Here is a 14,754-nt window from a genome sequence, read left to right on the forward strand (position 1 = left end):
CCGGTCAAACGAGGGTTGGGGACGAGGTCTTGTGGCGAGCCTTTACACAGTCACGTGCAGACGGACATCGACGTTGCCGCGTGTGGCGTTGGAGTAAGGGCAGACCTGGTGGGCCGCATCGACCAGCGCCTGAGCTTCGGCTTGTTCAAGGCCCGGCAGGCTGATGTGCAGGTCGATGTCCAGACCGAAACCGCCGGGGATCTGGCCAATGCCGACGTGGGCAGTGATCGACGCGTCAGCGGGGATGGTTTTCTTGCTCTGACCAGCGACGAATTTCAGTGCGCCGATGAAGCAGGCCGAGTAGCCGGCAGCAAACAGTTGCTCAGGGTTAGTGGCTTCGCCACCGGCGCCGCCCAGTTCTTTTGGGGTGGCCAGTTTGACGTCGAGAATTTTGTTGTCGGAAACAGCGCGGCCATCACGGCCACCGGTTGCGGTTGCGACTGCAGTGTAGAGAGCTTGCATGGTAATTCCTCACGTGCTGATGGTATGGGATTCGAGCTTTATCTTGGCGCTAAATGTTTGTGCGCTAAGCAAGTGAGGGAGAATGTACTGCGCTAATGTTTAGTGCGCAAGATAAATTTTTGAGATTTTTTCAGAGGGGCCGATTACGGGTCTGATCAGATGCTTTCGAGCAGATTTCCACGCAGCGCAAGCAGGTCTTTCTGCAGGGCCTTGAGCTGTTCAAGGTTGATGCCGCTGGCGGCCAGAATGCATTGCGGAACGCTCTGCGCCTTGGTGTGCAGGGCCTTGCCTTGATCGGTCAGGGTCAGCAGCACCACGCGCTCGTCTTCCTTGCTGCGGGTACGGCGGATCAGGCCTTCGGCTTCCAGGCGTTTGAGCAGTGGCTTTAGGGAGCCCGGTCGCCCCGCGTTATACGGTAGCTCCATCCCGTAGTCATTAGCGCTGCTGCATCCGCTCAGAATCAGGCTCAAAACGCATCCGAGCAGGACGTTGATGTTTTTTGATCGGCCTTCACCAAGAGTCATAAGGGATGCCGAACTTGTCGATGTAGGCCTGCGATGCCTCATTGGGAGGGCGGTAGTAAAGGCCGTTTGAACGGCCTTCATGAGGACCTTTCTCGACTATCCGACCTTGTACGCGGCTTACTTCAATCGGGTCCAGGCAAGCGCCTCTTATCCAGGTTTTAGCAATGCCGCCCGGAGCGAGCCCGATTACCAGCAGCTCACGGTGGTCGGTGATCCAGTTTTTGGCCGCTTTGCAGTATGTGTTTTCCTCTACTTGCAGCATGGCATGGCGAGCTGCCTGCGGAATTTCAATGTAGGCTTCGTAGGTTTGTGGTTCTGCCAACGATTGCCAACGGACATAGATCAAACGAGGCACATCTGCGCGCCATACATGTTTCCCTTTGCCGCTGCCTGGTCTCTTTGGCCATCCTATCGGTTTACCCCTGAAATTGGGTGGCGTCTGTATCGCTGCCACTCCACTCATGGCTCGTCTAAATAATCGGCCTTTGACATCGACGACATCGGCCGTTTCGATCCAGACCTCCATATAACTGGGCGCCAAAAACCCCAATCGCCATGCGTCATAGGGCAGCTCTACGCCATAGTCGTTAGCGCTGCTGCATCCGCTCAGGATCAGGCTCAAAACGCATCCGAGCAGGGCGTTGATGTTTTTTGATCGGCCTTCACCAAGAGTCATAAGGGATGCCGAACTTGTCGATGTAGACCTGCGATGCCTCATTGGGAGGGCGATAGTAATGACCGTTTGAATGGCCTTCATGAGGACCTTTCTCGACTATGCGACCCTGCACGCGACTGACTTCAATTGCATTTAGACAGCCTCCCTGAATCCAGGTCTTAGTTACGCCTCCCGGAGCCAAGCCCACCGTAATCAGGTCTCTATAATCGTTGATCCATTTGTTATCTGCCCTGCAATATGCGCGCTCACCTTTCAGCATGGCTTTGCGAATGCGCTCAGGTATTTCTATGTAGGCTTGATAGGTCTTCGGTTCGGCCAGAGATTGCCAACGCACGTATATAAAGCGAGGAAGATTAGCACCCGAGACTTGTTTTCCAGCGCCTGCTCCCGGATGTTTTGGCCAGCCCTTCGGACTGCCCGTTAAATTAGGAGGCGTCTGCACGGCTGCTACGCCACTCATTGCCCGCTTGAACCATCTGTCGTTGATATCCACAGCGTCAGCGGTTTCGATCCAGACCTCCATATAGTTGGGAGCAAAGAAGCCCAATCGCCAAGAGTCGTAAGGAAGTTCTACGTCGTCATAAATTGTGCTGCACCCGCTGAATATCAGACCCAAAACGCATCCAAGCTGCGCTTTGAACTTACCGATTGTCATGAACGATCCGCTGGTAGTCATCGGTTGGCCGGTTGATAAACAATGGTCCGATGCTCGTTCTATTCCTGTCTTTCACCGCATTCCAACCGGCTGAAAGATGTATGTACCGTAGTAGCAACAAATCCTCTTCAGCGGTGGTCAGATCAAGCGTTGTTCTCCTGCCTGTTGCATAACCCAGAATCTTCGCTGAAATGGTGGCGAGATCAGTCGGCAAGGAAAGGCGCTGGTCGTGCTCGTTGATAACATCGAGCGGGGCGCCGTGCTGTACTGCCAGCTCACGCATCACCCGCAGATAAATCTTCGACAAATCTCCCTCCACCTCACGATCAAGTGTGGTGATGACGTAAACCTGCTTGTGAAGGGGGATTTGATTTTCCTGCGTGCGCTCTTCGTCTTCTGAGCGGCAATGTATATCCACCTCAAGCCCCTGATCGAGCAGGCGTCTGACCAAAGGCCCGACGCTTTGAATGGATTGCGAAAAAGCAAGCGACTGGGCGTTTGGCGTGGTCTTTCGTTCCTGGCTACTGGTCGGTTTCGCGACCAGAAGGCGTTCACGCATTCGAGGCCGGTAGCCGCCGCCAATGTCTGAGTGCGAGCCGGGCAGGACAATGTCGTTCTCGGTGCGGATCAGGGCGAAATTCAGGCGATGCTCATCCCGCGCTACCAACTGCACTACGTTGCGGGCGGCGCCCTTTGGAAGCCCCAGGTTGAGTCCCCCGTTGCGAGCATTGCCGGGGCTAAAGTCCAGCATTAAAGGCGTGACAATGGCTGGTACCGTATCGAAGAGGCCAATGAAGTTCAGGTGGACATCATGCTGAATCCTCCAGCCAAACCCTTCGGTGAATGCAGAGGTGTCTGTCTTCAAAGTTTCAGCAAGCAAACTTTCTGCGCCTTTACGTAAGTCATTGGCGAAATGACGAGCCGCAGCTGCTCCACGGCTGAAACCGAATATATCGATCTCAAGACGGCGAATTATTATTGCAGGGTTGTTGTCTTGAAACTCCCCCAGCCGCTGCGCAACCAACAGCGAACTCTGTTCAACCCGTGCCAGTACTCCATTTTTTCCTCTCCCAGTTGCTTGACCCCAAAGATCGTCATCTCCGCCGCTGACGGTTCCGATCCCTTCGATGTACACCGCTATGGAAGCTTCATCAGCTGCTGAATCAATACGCTCGCCGGCTTGGTCCATGTACAAATCATAAAGCCGCGCCACATTGGAGGTGTCATTCCCAAAGCTGTTGTCTGGCGCACTCCCGTTAATCCCATAGCCAAACTCGGCACAGAACTTCTGAATTTCTTCGGCTTCATTTTCCAGCCCGACATCCCGCGCCATGCAACCTGCAACGGTTTCGCTGTTGGCCTGGTTGTTACCGGTGCCGTCAAAGAACACGCCGAGGCGCAGAGTAATCAGTTGCTCTTGCTCGACTTCTTCTTCCTCTTCTTCGAGGTCCTGCTCCATCTGCGCATTGGCAGTACGGCGTGCGCCGAGTGGCATCGACGTAGTTGCAACGGCAGCACCCTGCCTGTAACCAGCGGCGGAAAAAGGCCTGCCGGCTACTGCCGCCGAACACTCCTCGTTCTCGTAAGTGGCACAGAATAGCGACGGCTCCAACCGGGCTTTACAGGGGCAACCGCTGACACTGTCCAGGGTGCCGGCCAGGCGAATGCCGTCACTGGTCATGTGGGAAATTCCGCCGCTGATACGATACGTTTTACCGTCGACACCGCACTTCACCGCGTCGCCCTCTCGCGATTGATCGATGCCGTGCATTCCCATACCGGAGGTGGCTTCCATGACGAATCCGCCACAGCTGGTCTTGTCGTAGAGTCGAATGTAATAACCGGTAGCCATCAGTGCTCGTTCCCTGTTCAGGTGTCGCGTCCATGCGAAAGAGTGGGGATGTGGGAGATCCACGCGAAAGCCTGATGGGCAGGTCGCGCAATGGAAGCAAGTGGGGTGTTATTCGGCGTTAGCGCTGCCAACGGCAGGCAGGAAGTCGGCAGCCAAAGGGACGCCCTGGCGGGCTACGAACGGTCTGTGGGGCTGTGGCGTGTTGATGATCTCGTCGCCGTTGCACAAGCGGCTGCCCACCAACGCGACGTGACCATTGCTGTGGCCTGCGCCTGTGATGATGTGGGCGGTGGAACCATCCGGATAAAGAACGCAGTCTCCCTTATGCGCTAAGCGCACTTGCTCGCCGTTCTCCAGGGTGCACGTGATCGTCGACTGCGTTTCTTGAACAATGCCGCCGTTGCGGGTCTGGCTGCCTTCAGTGGCAAGCCGGTAGATGCCGATGGGCGGATGGGCCAGGCAATAGGCTTCTTTTTTGCGAATGACCGCCACAGCGTCTTCGTGAAATTCAGCCATTTGCTCAGAGGTGAAGGTGGGCGTGTCGAGTGTCTGAAGAAAGTCGCCTGTCACTTCATTGGTGTACATCGGAGCGAGTGAGGTCGTCATGCCCAGGTCCTGAGTCGTGATCATTCTGAGAGGGGCCGTATCAATCAATGCGGAATGATTGAGCGGGTCGGACAGAAATGATGATCAGGGTCAAAGCCGGAAACCGAAGCGTCTTGCCTGCGATGACGTAGGACGGAAATGAAAAGCGCGTCGTCCATTTCTTGCAGAAAGTGTCTGGTCGTACTCAGCAAAAAGCCCCTGACTCTTGCGAGTTCAGGGGCTTCACTGCGCGTGTGAGCGAGTGTCAGACAGTCATGTGCAGACGGACATCGACGTTGCCGCGTGTGGGATTGGAGTAAGGGCACACTTGGCGGGCTGCATCGACCGGCGCCTGGGCTACGGCTTGTTCAAAGCCAGCAGACTGATGTGCAGTACTGCGCTACTGCTTAGTGTGCACGTCAAATTTTGAGGTTCTTGAGAATTCTCGATAACGACAGCCGATCAGATGCTTTCCTGCAGATTTCCACGCAGGGCAAGCAGGTCTTTCTGCAGGGCCTTCAGCTGTTCAAGGTTGATGCCGCTGGCGGCCAGAATGCATTGCGGAACGCTCTGCGCCTTTTTGTGCAGCGCCTTGCCTCGCTCGGTCAGGGTCAGCAGCACCACGCGCTCGTCTTCCTTGCTGCGGGTACGGCGGATCAGGCCTTCGGCTTCCAGGCGTTTGAGCAGTGGCGTCAGCGAGCCAGGATCGGTCAGCAGGCGGGTGCTGACTTCTCCGACGGTCAGGCCGTCGCGCTCCCACAGCACCAGCATCGCCAAGTATTGCGGATAGGTCAGGTTCAGTGCCTGGAGCAGTGGCTTGTAGACCTTGGTCATCATCAGCGACGTCGAGTACAGGGCGAAGCACAGCTGGTTATCCAGCAGCAGCTCGTCGCAACTGCCAGCGCCAGCCTTGTGGGTGGGCTCGTTGGCGTTCATGGGGTGTCCCTCTCAGTCAGTAATGCTCGGTAATTTAGTGCCCTGCTGTTTAATGCACCAGATAATTTCTGCAATGGCCGGGCATGGGGTTTTCTATCGCCGGCCTCAGCCGTGGATCGTTTCCACATCCTGATATCGTCTCAGCGGATTTCCTCAACGGCACTGACTGCGTAGCATGCGCGCAGAAATCGGATCAGAGGATCGGCCGTGATTGTCGATGTATTGATGTACCTGCTGCTGGGCGCCGCCATGGGCACGCTGGGTGGACTGTTCGGCATTGGCGGCGGGCTGGTCGCCATTCCGGCGCTGGGCGTGTTGTTCGGGCTCGATCAGCAACTGGCTCAGGGCACGGCGTTGTTGATGGTGCTGCCCAACGTGCTGCTGGCGCTGTGGCGTTACAACCAGCGCAATCGGGTGTCGGTGCGTCATGCGCTGATGCTCATCGTGCCCAGTTTCACGATGTCCTGGCTGACCTCGCTGTGGGCCGTGCGCGTCGACCCGCAAATCATGCGCCTGGGCTTTGTCGGCTTTCTTGTGGTGCTGACGCTGTTCAACCTGATCCAGATGGTCTGGCGCAACGGGACCGTGGGCGCCGAGTTGCGGCACACCCGTTGGTTGTGGCTGCTGGGCCTCGGCTCGGGCGTCACCGCCGGGCTGTTCGGCGTCGGCGGCGGAGTGATCGCGACGCCCATTTTGACCGGTTTGTTCGGTGCGACGCAGGTGGCGGCCCAGGGCCTGGCGCTGGCCCTGGCGGCGCCGAGCACCACGATCACGCTGGCGACCTACTCCCTGCATGGCCATGTCGACTGGCTGATGGGTATTCCCCTTGCGATTGGCGGGCTGGCCAGCATCAGTTGGGGCGTCGCCTTGGCGCACAGTTTGCCGGAGCGCGTATTGCGATCGCTGTTCTGCGGCTTTCTGGTGATTTGCGCGATCATGCTGTGCTTCAAGCTGTGATCTAACGCAATGAGTACTTGTTACAGCCTGAACCCTTCAGCAATGTGATCGGCCAGGCATTCGGTGATCGGCGATGGGTTATTGGGGTTGCGCAGCAGCACGATGCTCGCCGACGGCAACTGCGGCAGCCCGTGTTGTTCCCCCAATACTTCCAGGTCCGAGGTGATCAGGCTTTGCAGCTGCGCCGTCACCGCCAGTCCTGCGCTGACCACGGCCATGATCGCTGACAGGCTCGCGCTGGTGTAGGCCACGCGGAATTCGCGGCCGGACGCCTGCAGCGCGTTGATTGCCCACTGCCGGCAAAAGCAGTCGGTGTTGAACATCGCCAGCGGCATCGGCGTCTGCTCCTGTGGGCAAAAGCCTGCGCCGACCGCCCAGACGAACCGCTCCTGGCGCAAGATCTGGCCGATTTCCTTACCGGGCTCGCGGGTGACGATGCTCAGGTCCAGGTCTTGGCGTTGCAGCAACTGCGACGAAGACTCGCAATGCACCTCCACCTGTACCAGCGGGTAGGCCTGGGCAAAGCGCTGCAGAATCCCCGGCAGAAAGCGCATCACGTAATCATCCGGCGTACCGATCTTCACCGTGCCAACCATGTGCGGCTCGCGCAGGGTGTTGAACACTTCGCTGTGCAGTTTAAGAATCCGCCGCGCGTAGCCCAGCAGCACCTGGCCTTCCGCGGTGAAGCTGATGGTGCGGCCGTCTTTCAGAAACAACGGCCGCCTCACCACGTCCTCCTCCAGCCGTTTCATCTGCATGCTGACGGCGGACTGCGTGCGATTCACTACTTCGCCGGCCTTGGTGTAACCGCCCTCATCGGCGATCGCGACAAAGGTGCGCAGCAGCTCGCTGTCGATACTCGGGTAGGTGGTCATGCATCAATCTCCCAGATGCAGTGCATGAGAAACATTCGTTGGATTGATCTTAGGCGCGGCGAGAGAATCTGCCCATCCCCACTGGAGGGCAGGACGATGAAAGGTCAAAAAGGTTACGTACTGGTCGCAAAACCTCTGTCGCAGGAATCCGCGCCGGAACGCTGGTGGAAATCGGCCGTGGCGCAGGTCGCTCGCTGGCGCAAGCTGCATCACCAGCGTGTCGAACTGGCGACCCTCAGCGATGACGCGCTGAAAGACATGGGCCTGAGTCGGGCGGATGTCTACGAAGAAGTGGAGCGTCCTTTCTGGGATGACCCGATGAAGCGCTGACAGCACAGCGGGTGATCGGTTAGCGTTGGACACCGCCATGGAGGTCGCAATGCCCGCCGAGCCGCCGATTCACCCGCCACTTTCCCTCAAGCACGCGCGCCGGCTGGCGCTGGCCGCCCAAGGCTTTAACAGCCGCCAGCCGCCTGCGACGATCAAGGCCGCGCATGTCACGCAGTTGATCCAGCGACTCGGCGTGCTGCAGATCGATTCGGTCAATGCGCTGGTGCGATCGCACTACTTACCGCTCTTTTCCCGGCTCGGTCCTTACCCGCGCACCTTGCTGGAGCAGGCGGCGTGGAGCCAGGGTCGGCATCGCAATCTGTTTGAGTATTGGGGCCATGAGGCGTCATTGCTGCCGGTAGAGCTGTACCCGCTGATGCGCTGGCGGATGCAACGTGCGGCCCAGGGCGAGGGCATTTATCAGCAACTGGCGAAGTTCGGCCGCGAGCAGCAGATCACCATCGCCCGGGTGTTGCAGACCGTGCGCGAACAGGGCGCGTTGGGCGCGGGCAGCATCAGCACCCGGCAGGATCGCGCCGGACCCTGGTGGGACTGGAGCGCTGAAAAGCATGCGCTGGAATGGTTGTTCGCAGCGGGTGAGGTCACGGTCGCCGGTCGTCGCGGTTTCGAGCGCCTGTACGATTTGCCTGAGCGTGTGCTGCCGGCGGCGATCGTCAATCACCCTGATACCGGCGAATCGGACGCACAGCGAGGCTTGCTGCTGCATGCCGTCAAAGCGCTGGGCGTCGGTACCGAAAAGGACGTGCGCGATTATTTCCGGCAGGACCCGGCACCCGCCAGGCGCGGGTTGGCTGAGCTGGTAGAGGAGGGCGTGGTTCAGAGGGTTCAGGTGCAGGGCTGGAAGCAACCGGCGTACACCCTTGCGGGGCGGGTCGTGCCACGCAAGGTGACGGCCAGCGCGTTGCTGTCGCCTTTTGATTCACTGATCTGGGAGCGGGGGCGCACTGAGCGGCTGTTCGATTTCCATTACCGGCTGGAGATCTACACCCCGGCGCACAAGCGGGTTTACGGCTATTACGTGCTGCCGTTTCTGCACAACGAACGCATCGCCGCGCGCATTGACCTGCGGGCTGAAAGGGCGGCGGGGCGTCTGGCGGTTCATGCGCTCCATGAAGAGCAACCCGGGCTGGATGACGAAGGCATGCACGCCCTCGCGTTCCACTTGCGGCAACTGGCGAACTGGCTGGAACTGCCAGATGTGCTGATCAACTGCCAGCGCGCCAGTACGTCGCGCTTGCGGGCGGCGTTTGTGGCCAGCGGTTTTGATCATCTGTAACGCCAGCTGCCTGCTTTTTGTAGGACCGGCTTCAGCCGGGAAGGGGCCAGCGCGGGCACCCACAATTCTCTGGTGTGACATCCGGCGCTTTCCCGGCTAAAGCCAGTCCTACAGAAACAGCGCGCCGTTGTGGGACCGGCTTTAGCCGGGAATGGGCCAGCGCTGGCACCCTCAATTCTTTGGTGTGATATCCGGCGCTTTCCCGGCTAAAGCCAGTCCTACAGGGGCTGCGACCCTACTTATCGACGCACCTGCTTCAACGTCTCGGCAATCAGAAACGCCAGCTCCAGCGACTGATCGGCATTCATCCGTGGGTCACAATGGGTGTGGTAACGGTCCGACAAGCCATCTTCGGTAATCGGACGTGCGCCGCCGATGCATTCGGTGACGTTCTGGCCGGTCATCTCGATGTGGATGCCGCCGGCGTAGGTGCCTTCCGCCTGATGCACCTGGAAGAACTGCTTCACTTCCGCCAGGATCTGCGCGAAGTCGCGGGTCTTGTAACCGCTGCTGGCCTTGATCGTGTTGCCATGCATCGGGTCCGAACTCCACAGCACCTTCTTGCCTTCGCGTTCCACTGCACGGATCAGCGCCGGTAGATGGTCGCCAACCTTGTTGGCGCCCATGCGCGCGATCAGGTTCAGGCGTCCCGGATCGTTGTCCGGGTTGAGGATGTCGATCAGCCGGATCAGGTCATCGGTGTTCATGCTTGGCCCGACCTTGACGCCGATCGGGTTCTTCACCCCACGCAGGAATTCCACGTGGGCGCCGTCCAGTTGCCGCGTGCGGTCGCCGATCCACAGCATGTGCGCCGAGCAATCGTAAAAGTCATTGGTAAGGCTGTCGCGGCGAACGAAGGCTTCTTCGAAATTCAGCAGCAGCGCTTCGTGGGCGGTGAAGAAACTGGTTTCGCGCAACTGCGGGGAGGTGTCCATGCCGCAGGCACGCATGAAAGCGAGGGTCTCGTCGATGCGATCGGCAAGCTGGCTGTACTTGTCCGACAGCGCCGAGTTGGCGATGAAATCCAGGTTCCACTTGTGCACTTGATGCAGGTCGGCAAACCCGCCCTGAGCGAAAGCGCGCAGCAGGTTGAGGGTCGCGGTGGACTGGTGATACGCCTGCAGCAGACGGTCCGGGTCGGGCACGCGGCTTTTCTCGTCGAAGCCGATGCCGTTGACGATGTCACCGCGGTACGCCGGCAGGGTCACGCCGTCGATTGTCTCGTCGTTGGAGGAACGCGGTTTGGCGAATTGCCCGGCCATGCGCCCGACTTTGACGACCGGGCAACCGGTGGCAAAGGTCATGACGATCGCCATTTGCAGCAGCACCTTGAAGGTGTCGCGGATTTTCGCGGCCGAGAATTCGAAGAAGCTCTCGGCGCAATCGCCACCCTGCAGCAGGAACGCCCGGCCCTCGGTCACCTCGGCAAACTGCCGGCGCAGCTCTCGCGCTTCCCCGGCAAACACCAGCGGTGGATAGCTGGCGAGGGTCTGCTCGACACGGCGAACGTGGTCCGCGTCCGGGTATTGAGGTTGCTGCTGGATAGGCAGGTTGCGCCAGCTGTCGGGGCTCCAGGGTTGGCTCATCTTGAACTCGAAGTCAGTGCGATCGGACAGGCATGTTAGCAGCTCGCCTCGAGAATTTGCGTGACCTGCGGGGCGCGATTCGCCGACAATTCGCGCTTTTCCGGGGCCGCCCCTTGCGTCTGTCTGCACACGAGGTCCGGGGCGCGGCAACCCTGATCCTTGCGGGCGAGCTCCCGAACCACTCTGACCATGGGTACGAAAACAGCAATGACAGAGGAACGCGTAGAGCACGTGTTGGCCGAAGTTCACGACGAATTCGGCAAGATCCGCGTACTTGAAGTGGCCGATTACCGCTTCCTGGAGTTCGGGGATGCCATCGAGCAGAGTTGCACGTTCACGGCCGATCCGGCCTGGCTCGAATACGACTACACCCGCGCCATGTTCATTGGCGCGCTCTGCCATCCAGCCCCGGAAAGCGCGCTGTTCATGGGGCTGGGGGCGGGCACGCTGACCCAGGCGTGTCTGAAGTTTCTGTCCCTTGACGATGTCGAAGCCATCGAACTGCGCCCCGATGTGCCGCGTCTGGCCATGGAATTCATGGGCCTGCAGGACGATCCCCGGTTGTACGTGCGCATCGGCGACGCCCTCGACCTGCTGCCGACCGCCGAGGACGCTGACCTGATCTTTGTCGATCTCTACACCGACACCGGCCCTGCGGTGGGCCATCTGGCCTGGGGCTTTCTCGAGAAATGCCAGCAGCGCCTCAACCCCGGCGGCTGGCTGATCATCAATCAGTGGGCATCGGACGACGGCAAGCCATTGGGCGCGGCGCTCCTGCGCGGGCTGTATCACCGTCATTACTGGGAGCTGCCGGTGAAGGAGGGGAACGTCATCCTCATCGTCCCCGCCGACCTCGATCAGACGCTGGACCTTGACGCTTTGACCCAGCGCGCTGAAAGCCTTGCGCCGCAACTGGGCTATTCGCTGTTGCCGCTGATCAAGACGCTGCGGCCTGCGACCTGATCAGCAACCCCTGAACAGCGGCGGGCGTTTTTCCAGCAACGCCTGCAGGCCTTCTTTAGCGTCCTCGCTGTCCAGCACACGCCGGACCAGCGCAGGCAACGCCTTCGCGGCAACGCTTTCGCCCTCAAGCACCGCCTGACGCGCGGACTCCAGAGTGGTGCGAATCCCCAACGGCGCGCGGTCGGCAATGTGCTGGGCCAGGCGCAGCGCCGACGGGAGCAGGTCTTCGGGCGCCATCACTTCCTGCACCAGGCCCATGCGGCAGGCTTCGTGGGCGTCGAATTCATCGCCCGTGAGCAGCCAGCGCATGGCATTGCCCCAACCCGCGATCTGATGCAGCCGCAGGGTCGCGCCGGCACAGGCAAAAATGCCGCGTTGCACTTCCAGATGGGCAAAGCGTGAATTGCTCGCACAGAGATTGATGTCAGAGGCGAGCATCAGCTCGATGCCCAGTGTCAGGCACCAGCCCTGGGCCGCGACGATTACCGGTTTGCTCACCCTCGGTCCGATCGACAGGCCCCAAGGGTCGAAACCGCCGGCCGGCAGCGTCCAGCCTTCTCTCAATGCCGGCCCTGCCTCTGCCAGATCGAACCCGCCGGTGAAATGATCGCCGTGGGCAAACACCACCGCAACCCGCGCCTGGTCGTTACGCTCGAATTCCCCGTAGGCCAGGCTCAACTGATTGAGCATGTGCATGTCGAAGGCGTTGCGCTTTGCGATGCGGTCCAGGCCGATGAGCATGATGGCGCCGCGCTGTTCCCGGCTGACGTGGCCTTTGATCGAAGAGGTCATGTCGCTGATTCCTGCAGATGAGGAGAAAGGGAGGGTGGGGTGTCGCACTGTCCAGATGAATCGTTTAAGCTCTGCTCGCTACCGATACCGGGCACTTGAAAAGTAGACACTGACGCAGCTTTGCGCAAAGCCTGTGACAGTTGGCCGCAAGGGGCTGTTTCCCGAAAAAAATCCTCACTTGTTTCAGCATTTCCGGTATAGTGCGCGCCGGCCTTTCATAGGGCCCTCGTCACGGTTTAGGTTCGCGAAGCCATCTTCTCGAACCGGTTCGGTCACGAACCACCCATGACGATCCATTCATCAATACGTTTTCGCAAATCCCCGCCGACAAAGCAGCCAGGGTGACTCTAGGGTCTTACACGGCACGCGCAGCTTTGAAGCATGGGTCTTTGCGGATGCACTCAGAGGCAGACCCATGACCCAGGAAACCGGCGGCTTCGCCGCTCTTAACCTTCACCCGACAATTGTTGCAGCTGTAGTAGCCACCGGCTACGAAGAGCCTTCGGCCATTCAGCAGCAATCGATCCCCATTATTCTCGCCGGTCACGACATGATCGGTCAGGCGCAGACAGGTACCGGTAAAACCGCCGCCTTCGCTCTGCCCATCCTGAGCCTGATCGACCCGGCCAAACGCGAGCCGCAAGCGCTGATCCTCGCGCCGACTCGTGAGCTGGCCCTGCAAGTGGCCACCGCGTTCGAAACCTACGCCAAGCAGATGCCGGGCGTTACCGTTGTGGCTGTCTACGGCGGCGCGCCAATGGGCCCGCAGCTGAAAGCCATTCGTAACGGCGCTCAAATCGTCGTTGCTACCCCGGGCCGTCTCTGTGACCACCTGCGTCGTGACGAAAAAGTCCTGGCGACTGTGAACCATCTGGTTCTCGACGAAGCTGACGAAATGCTCAAGCTGGGCTTCATGGATGACCTCGAAGTCATCTTCAAGGCCATGCCTGAAACCCGTCAGACCGTGCTGTTCTCGGCGACCCTGCCGCAGTCGATCCGCGCGATCGCCGAGCGTCACCTGAAAGACCCGAAACACGTCAAGATCCAGAGCAAGACCCAGACCGTTACCGCGATCGAGCAGGCTCACCTGCTGGTTCACGCTGACCAGAAGACCTCTGCCGTGCTGAGCCTGCTGGAAGTCGAAGATTTCGACGCCCTGATCATGTTCGTGCGCACCAAGCAGGCCACTCTGGATCTGGCCAGTGCCCTTGAAGCCAAAGGCTACAAGGCTGCTGCGCTGAACGGCGACATCGCTCAGAACCAGCGTGAACGCGTCATCGACTCCCTCAAGGATGGTCGTCTGGACATCGTTGTTGCGACTGACGTTGCTGCCCGTGGTCTTGACGTTCCCCGCATCACTCACGTGTTCAACGTTGACATGCCGTACGACCCGGAAGCCTACGTTCACCGTATCGGCCGTACTGGCCGTGCCGGTCGCGAAGGTCGCGCCCTGTTGCTGGTAACGCCGCGTGAGCGTCGCATGCTGCAAGTGATCGAGCGCATGACCGGTCAGAAAATCGCCGAAGTCCGCCTGCCGGACTCCCAGGCCGTTCTCGATGCCCGCATCAAGAAACTGACCAACAGCCTGTCGCCGCTGGTTGCTGATGCTGAAGCAAGCCATGGCGAATTGCTGGACCGCCTGACTGCCGACATCGGTTGCACCCCGCGTGCCCTGGCGGCTGCTCTGCTGCGCAAGGCCACCAATGGTCAGGCGCTGACCCTGAGCGCGATCGAGAAAGAACGTCCATTGGTGCCGAACAATGCGCCACGTGGTGACCGTCCTGAGCGTCCAGCAGGCGACCGTCCTGATCGTGGCGACCGCGAACGTCGGGCCCCGGTGCCGTTGGCCGAAGGCCGTGCTCGCTGCCGTACCGCGCTGGGTGCCCGTGACGGCATCGCTGCGAAAAACCTGCTGGGCGCCATCCTCAATGAAGGTGGTCTGGCTCGCGAAGCCATCGGTCGCATCCAGGTGCGTGACAGCTTCAGCCTCGTCGAGCTGCCGGAAGACGGCCTCGAGCGCCTGCTGGCCAAGCTGAAAGACACCCGCGTTGCCGGCAAGCAGCTGAAGCTGCGTCGCTATCGCGAAGATTGATCTGCTCTTGAGCTGATCGTCTGAATAAAAAATCCCCGACTGGTTCGGGGATTTTTTTTGTGTTCAAGCTGTAAGTCCTTGAACATGACCTTTCTGATGTCCGCCAATTTAAGGCGGCGCAGGATGCAGGCGGTCCGACGAGTGGTCAACGGTAGGGCGGTTCTGGGATGTT

The 14,754-nt window shown here is 59.7% G+C and carries 15 protein-coding genes and 1 pseudogene; 5 read left to right on the plus strand and 11 right to left on the minus strand.

Going from position 1 to position 14,754, the window contains the following annotated elements; translation table 11 throughout:
* Positions 1 to 42 precede the first annotated feature (42 nt).
* The 8 genes and pseudogenes from AC3ISG_RS07035 to AC3ISG_RS07070 form a co-directional block, all read right to left on the minus strand.
* Positions 43 to 462, minus strand: a complete 420-nt coding sequence (locus tag AC3ISG_RS07035) for an organic hydroperoxide resistance protein (protein ID WP_065993050.1) — start codon at positions 460 to 462, stop codon at positions 43 to 45.
* 155 nt (positions 463 to 617) lie between these two features.
* The gene (locus AC3ISG_RS07040) at positions 618 to 1,067 is read right to left on the minus strand and encodes a MarR family winged helix-turn-helix transcriptional regulator (RefSeq protein ID WP_489298832.1); all 450 of its coding nucleotides are present in this window, start codon (positions 1,065 to 1,067) and stop codon (positions 618 to 620) included.
* On the minus strand, positions 973 to 1,662 hold the full coding sequence (locus AC3ISG_RS07045; RefSeq protein ID WP_489298833.1) for a DUF2931 family protein: 690 nt from the start codon (positions 1,660 to 1,662) through the stop codon (positions 973 to 975). Before AC3ISG_RS07045 ends, AC3ISG_RS07040 begins: the two co-directional genes overlap by 95 nt.
* The gene (locus tag AC3ISG_RS07050) at positions 1,649 to 2,317 is read right to left on the minus strand and encodes a DUF2931 family protein (protein ID WP_489298834.1); all 669 of its coding nucleotides are present in this window, start codon (positions 2,315 to 2,317) and stop codon (positions 1,649 to 1,651) included. The genes AC3ISG_RS07045 and AC3ISG_RS07050 overlap by 14 nt, the downstream gene beginning before the upstream one ends.
* Positions 2,304 to 4,169: a type VI secretion system family protein gene (locus AC3ISG_RS07055; RefSeq protein ID WP_489298835.1), complete on the minus strand. Its 1,866-nt coding sequence runs from the start codon at positions 4,167 to 4,169 to the stop codon at positions 2,304 to 2,306. Before AC3ISG_RS07055 ends, AC3ISG_RS07050 begins: the two co-directional genes overlap by 14 nt.
* Before the next feature lie 108 nt (positions 4,170 to 4,277).
* Positions 4,278 to 4,775 (minus strand): hypothetical protein, encoded by a 498-nt coding sequence (locus AC3ISG_RS07060; protein WP_205487096.1) that lies wholly within the window; start codon positions 4,773 to 4,775, stop codon positions 4,278 to 4,280.
* 244 nt (positions 4,776 to 5,019) lie between these two features.
* Positions 5,020 to 5,130 (minus strand): annotated as a pseudogene (locus AC3ISG_RS07065) (organic hydroperoxide resistance protein); the annotation flags it as partial.
* Positions 5,131 to 5,216: 86 nt separating this feature from the next.
* On the minus strand, positions 5,217 to 5,690 hold the full coding sequence (locus tag AC3ISG_RS07070; protein WP_489298836.1) for a MarR family winged helix-turn-helix transcriptional regulator: 474 nt from the start codon (positions 5,688 to 5,690) through the stop codon (positions 5,217 to 5,219).
* A 225-nt stretch (positions 5,691 to 5,915) separates the two neighbouring features.
* On the opposite strand from AC3ISG_RS07070, the gene AC3ISG_RS07075 reads away from it, so the two are divergent.
* Positions 5,916 to 6,647: a sulfite exporter TauE/SafE family protein gene (locus AC3ISG_RS07075; RefSeq protein ID WP_489299464.1), complete on the plus strand. Its 732-nt coding sequence runs from the start codon at positions 5,916 to 5,918 to the stop codon at positions 6,645 to 6,647.
* A gap of 20 nt (positions 6,648 to 6,667) precedes the next feature.
* Here the strand turns inward: AC3ISG_RS07075 and AC3ISG_RS07080 are convergent, their stop codons facing one another.
* Entirely contained in the window at positions 6,668 to 7,522 is an 855-nt protein-coding gene (locus tag AC3ISG_RS07080) for a LysR substrate-binding domain-containing protein (RefSeq protein ID WP_065993052.1), read from the minus strand.
* A gap of 96 nt (positions 7,523 to 7,618) precedes the next feature.
* Here AC3ISG_RS07080 and AC3ISG_RS07085 point away from each other — a divergent pair, with 96 nt between their 5' ends.
* Positions 7,619 to 7,852 (plus strand): DUF1127 domain-containing protein, encoded by a 234-nt coding sequence (locus AC3ISG_RS07085; RefSeq protein ID WP_240356910.1) that lies wholly within the window; start codon positions 7,619 to 7,621, stop codon positions 7,850 to 7,852.
* A 49-nt stretch (positions 7,853 to 7,901) separates the two neighbouring features.
* Entirely contained in the window at positions 7,902 to 9,149 is a 1,248-nt protein-coding gene (locus tag AC3ISG_RS07090; protein WP_489298837.1) for a winged helix-turn-helix domain-containing protein, read from the plus strand.
* Positions 9,150 to 9,388: 239 nt separating this feature from the next.
* Here AC3ISG_RS07090 and AC3ISG_RS07095 read toward each other — a convergent pair whose 3' ends face one another.
* Complete coding sequence (locus AC3ISG_RS07095; protein ID WP_489298838.1) at positions 9,389 to 10,735, minus strand: class II 3-deoxy-7-phosphoheptulonate synthase; 1,347 nt, start codon at positions 10,733 to 10,735, stop codon at positions 9,389 to 9,391.
* A 207-nt stretch (positions 10,736 to 10,942) separates the two neighbouring features.
* On the opposite strand from AC3ISG_RS07095, the gene AC3ISG_RS07100 reads away from it, so the two are divergent.
* Positions 10,943 to 11,698: a spermidine synthase gene (locus AC3ISG_RS07100; RefSeq protein ID WP_122535606.1), complete on the plus strand. Its 756-nt coding sequence runs from the start codon at positions 10,943 to 10,945 to the stop codon at positions 11,696 to 11,698.
* Here the strand turns inward: AC3ISG_RS07100 and AC3ISG_RS07105 are convergent, their stop codons facing one another.
* A complete protein-coding gene (locus AC3ISG_RS07105) occupies positions 11,699 to 12,490 on the minus strand; it encodes a crotonase/enoyl-CoA hydratase family protein (RefSeq protein ID WP_122535605.1) in 792 nt (263 codons plus the stop codon).
* Between the two features lie 415 nt (positions 12,491 to 12,905).
* On the opposite strand from AC3ISG_RS07105, the gene AC3ISG_RS07110 reads away from it, so the two are divergent.
* Entirely contained in the window at positions 12,906 to 14,582 is a 1,677-nt protein-coding gene (locus AC3ISG_RS07110; RefSeq protein WP_122535604.1) for a DEAD/DEAH box helicase, read from the plus strand.
* Positions 14,583 to 14,754: the final 172 nt, after the last annotated feature.

Source organism: Pseudomonas sp. GL_135, from assembly GCF_057834665.1.

Bases quoted from the DNA above. Each gene is read 5' to 3' on its own strand.
- AC3ISG_RS07095 (WP_489298838.1), bottom strand. From the start codon at position 10,735: ATGAGCCAACCCTGGAGCCCCGACAGCTGGCGCAACCTGCCTATCCAG.
- AC3ISG_RS07080 (WP_065993052.1), bottom strand. From the start codon at position 7,522: ATGACCACCTACCCGAGTATCGACAGCGAGCTGCTGCGCACCTTTGTC.
- AC3ISG_RS07090 (WP_489298837.1), top strand. From the start codon at position 7,902: ATGCCCGCCGAGCCGCCGATTCACCCGCCACTTTCCCTCAAGCACGCG.
- AC3ISG_RS07085 (WP_240356910.1), top strand. From the start codon at position 7,619: ATGAAAGGTCAAAAAGGTTACGTACTGGTCGCAAAACCTCTGTCGCAG.
- AC3ISG_RS07040 (WP_489298832.1), bottom strand. From the start codon at position 1,067: ATGAAGGCCGTTCAAACGGCCTTTACTACCGCCCTCCCAATGAGGCAT.
- AC3ISG_RS07075 (WP_489299464.1), top strand. From the start codon at position 5,916: ATGTACCTGCTGCTGGGCGCCGCCATGGGCACGCTGGGTGGACTGTTC.
- AC3ISG_RS07050 (WP_489298834.1), bottom strand. From the start codon at position 2,317: ATGACAATCGGTAAGTTCAAAGCGCAGCTTGGATGCGTTTTGGGTCTG.
- AC3ISG_RS07100 (WP_122535606.1), top strand. From the start codon at position 10,943: ATGACAGAGGAACGCGTAGAGCACGTGTTGGCCGAAGTTCACGACGAA.
- AC3ISG_RS07110 (WP_122535604.1), top strand. From the start codon at position 12,906: ATGACCCAGGAAACCGGCGGCTTCGCCGCTCTTAACCTTCACCCGACA.
- AC3ISG_RS07070 (WP_489298836.1), bottom strand. From the start codon at position 5,690: ATGAACGCCAACGAGCCCACCCACAAGGCTGGCGCTGGCAGTTGCGAC.
- AC3ISG_RS07060 (WP_205487096.1), bottom strand. From the start codon at position 4,775: ATGACGACCTCACTCGCTCCGATGTACACCAATGAAGTGACAGGCGAC.
- AC3ISG_RS07105 (WP_122535605.1), bottom strand. From the start codon at position 12,490: ATGACCTCTTCGATCAAAGGCCACGTCAGCCGGGAACAGCGCGGCGCC.
- AC3ISG_RS07035 (WP_065993050.1), bottom strand. From the start codon at position 462: ATGCAAGCTCTCTACACTGCAGTCGCAACCGCAACCGGTGGCCGTGAT.
- AC3ISG_RS07045 (WP_489298833.1), bottom strand. From the start codon at position 1,662: ATGACTCTTGGTGAAGGCCGATCAAAAAACATCAACGCCCTGCTCGGA.
- AC3ISG_RS07055 (WP_489298835.1), bottom strand. From the start codon at position 4,169: ATGGCTACCGGTTATTACATTCGACTCTACGACAAGACCAGCTGTGGC.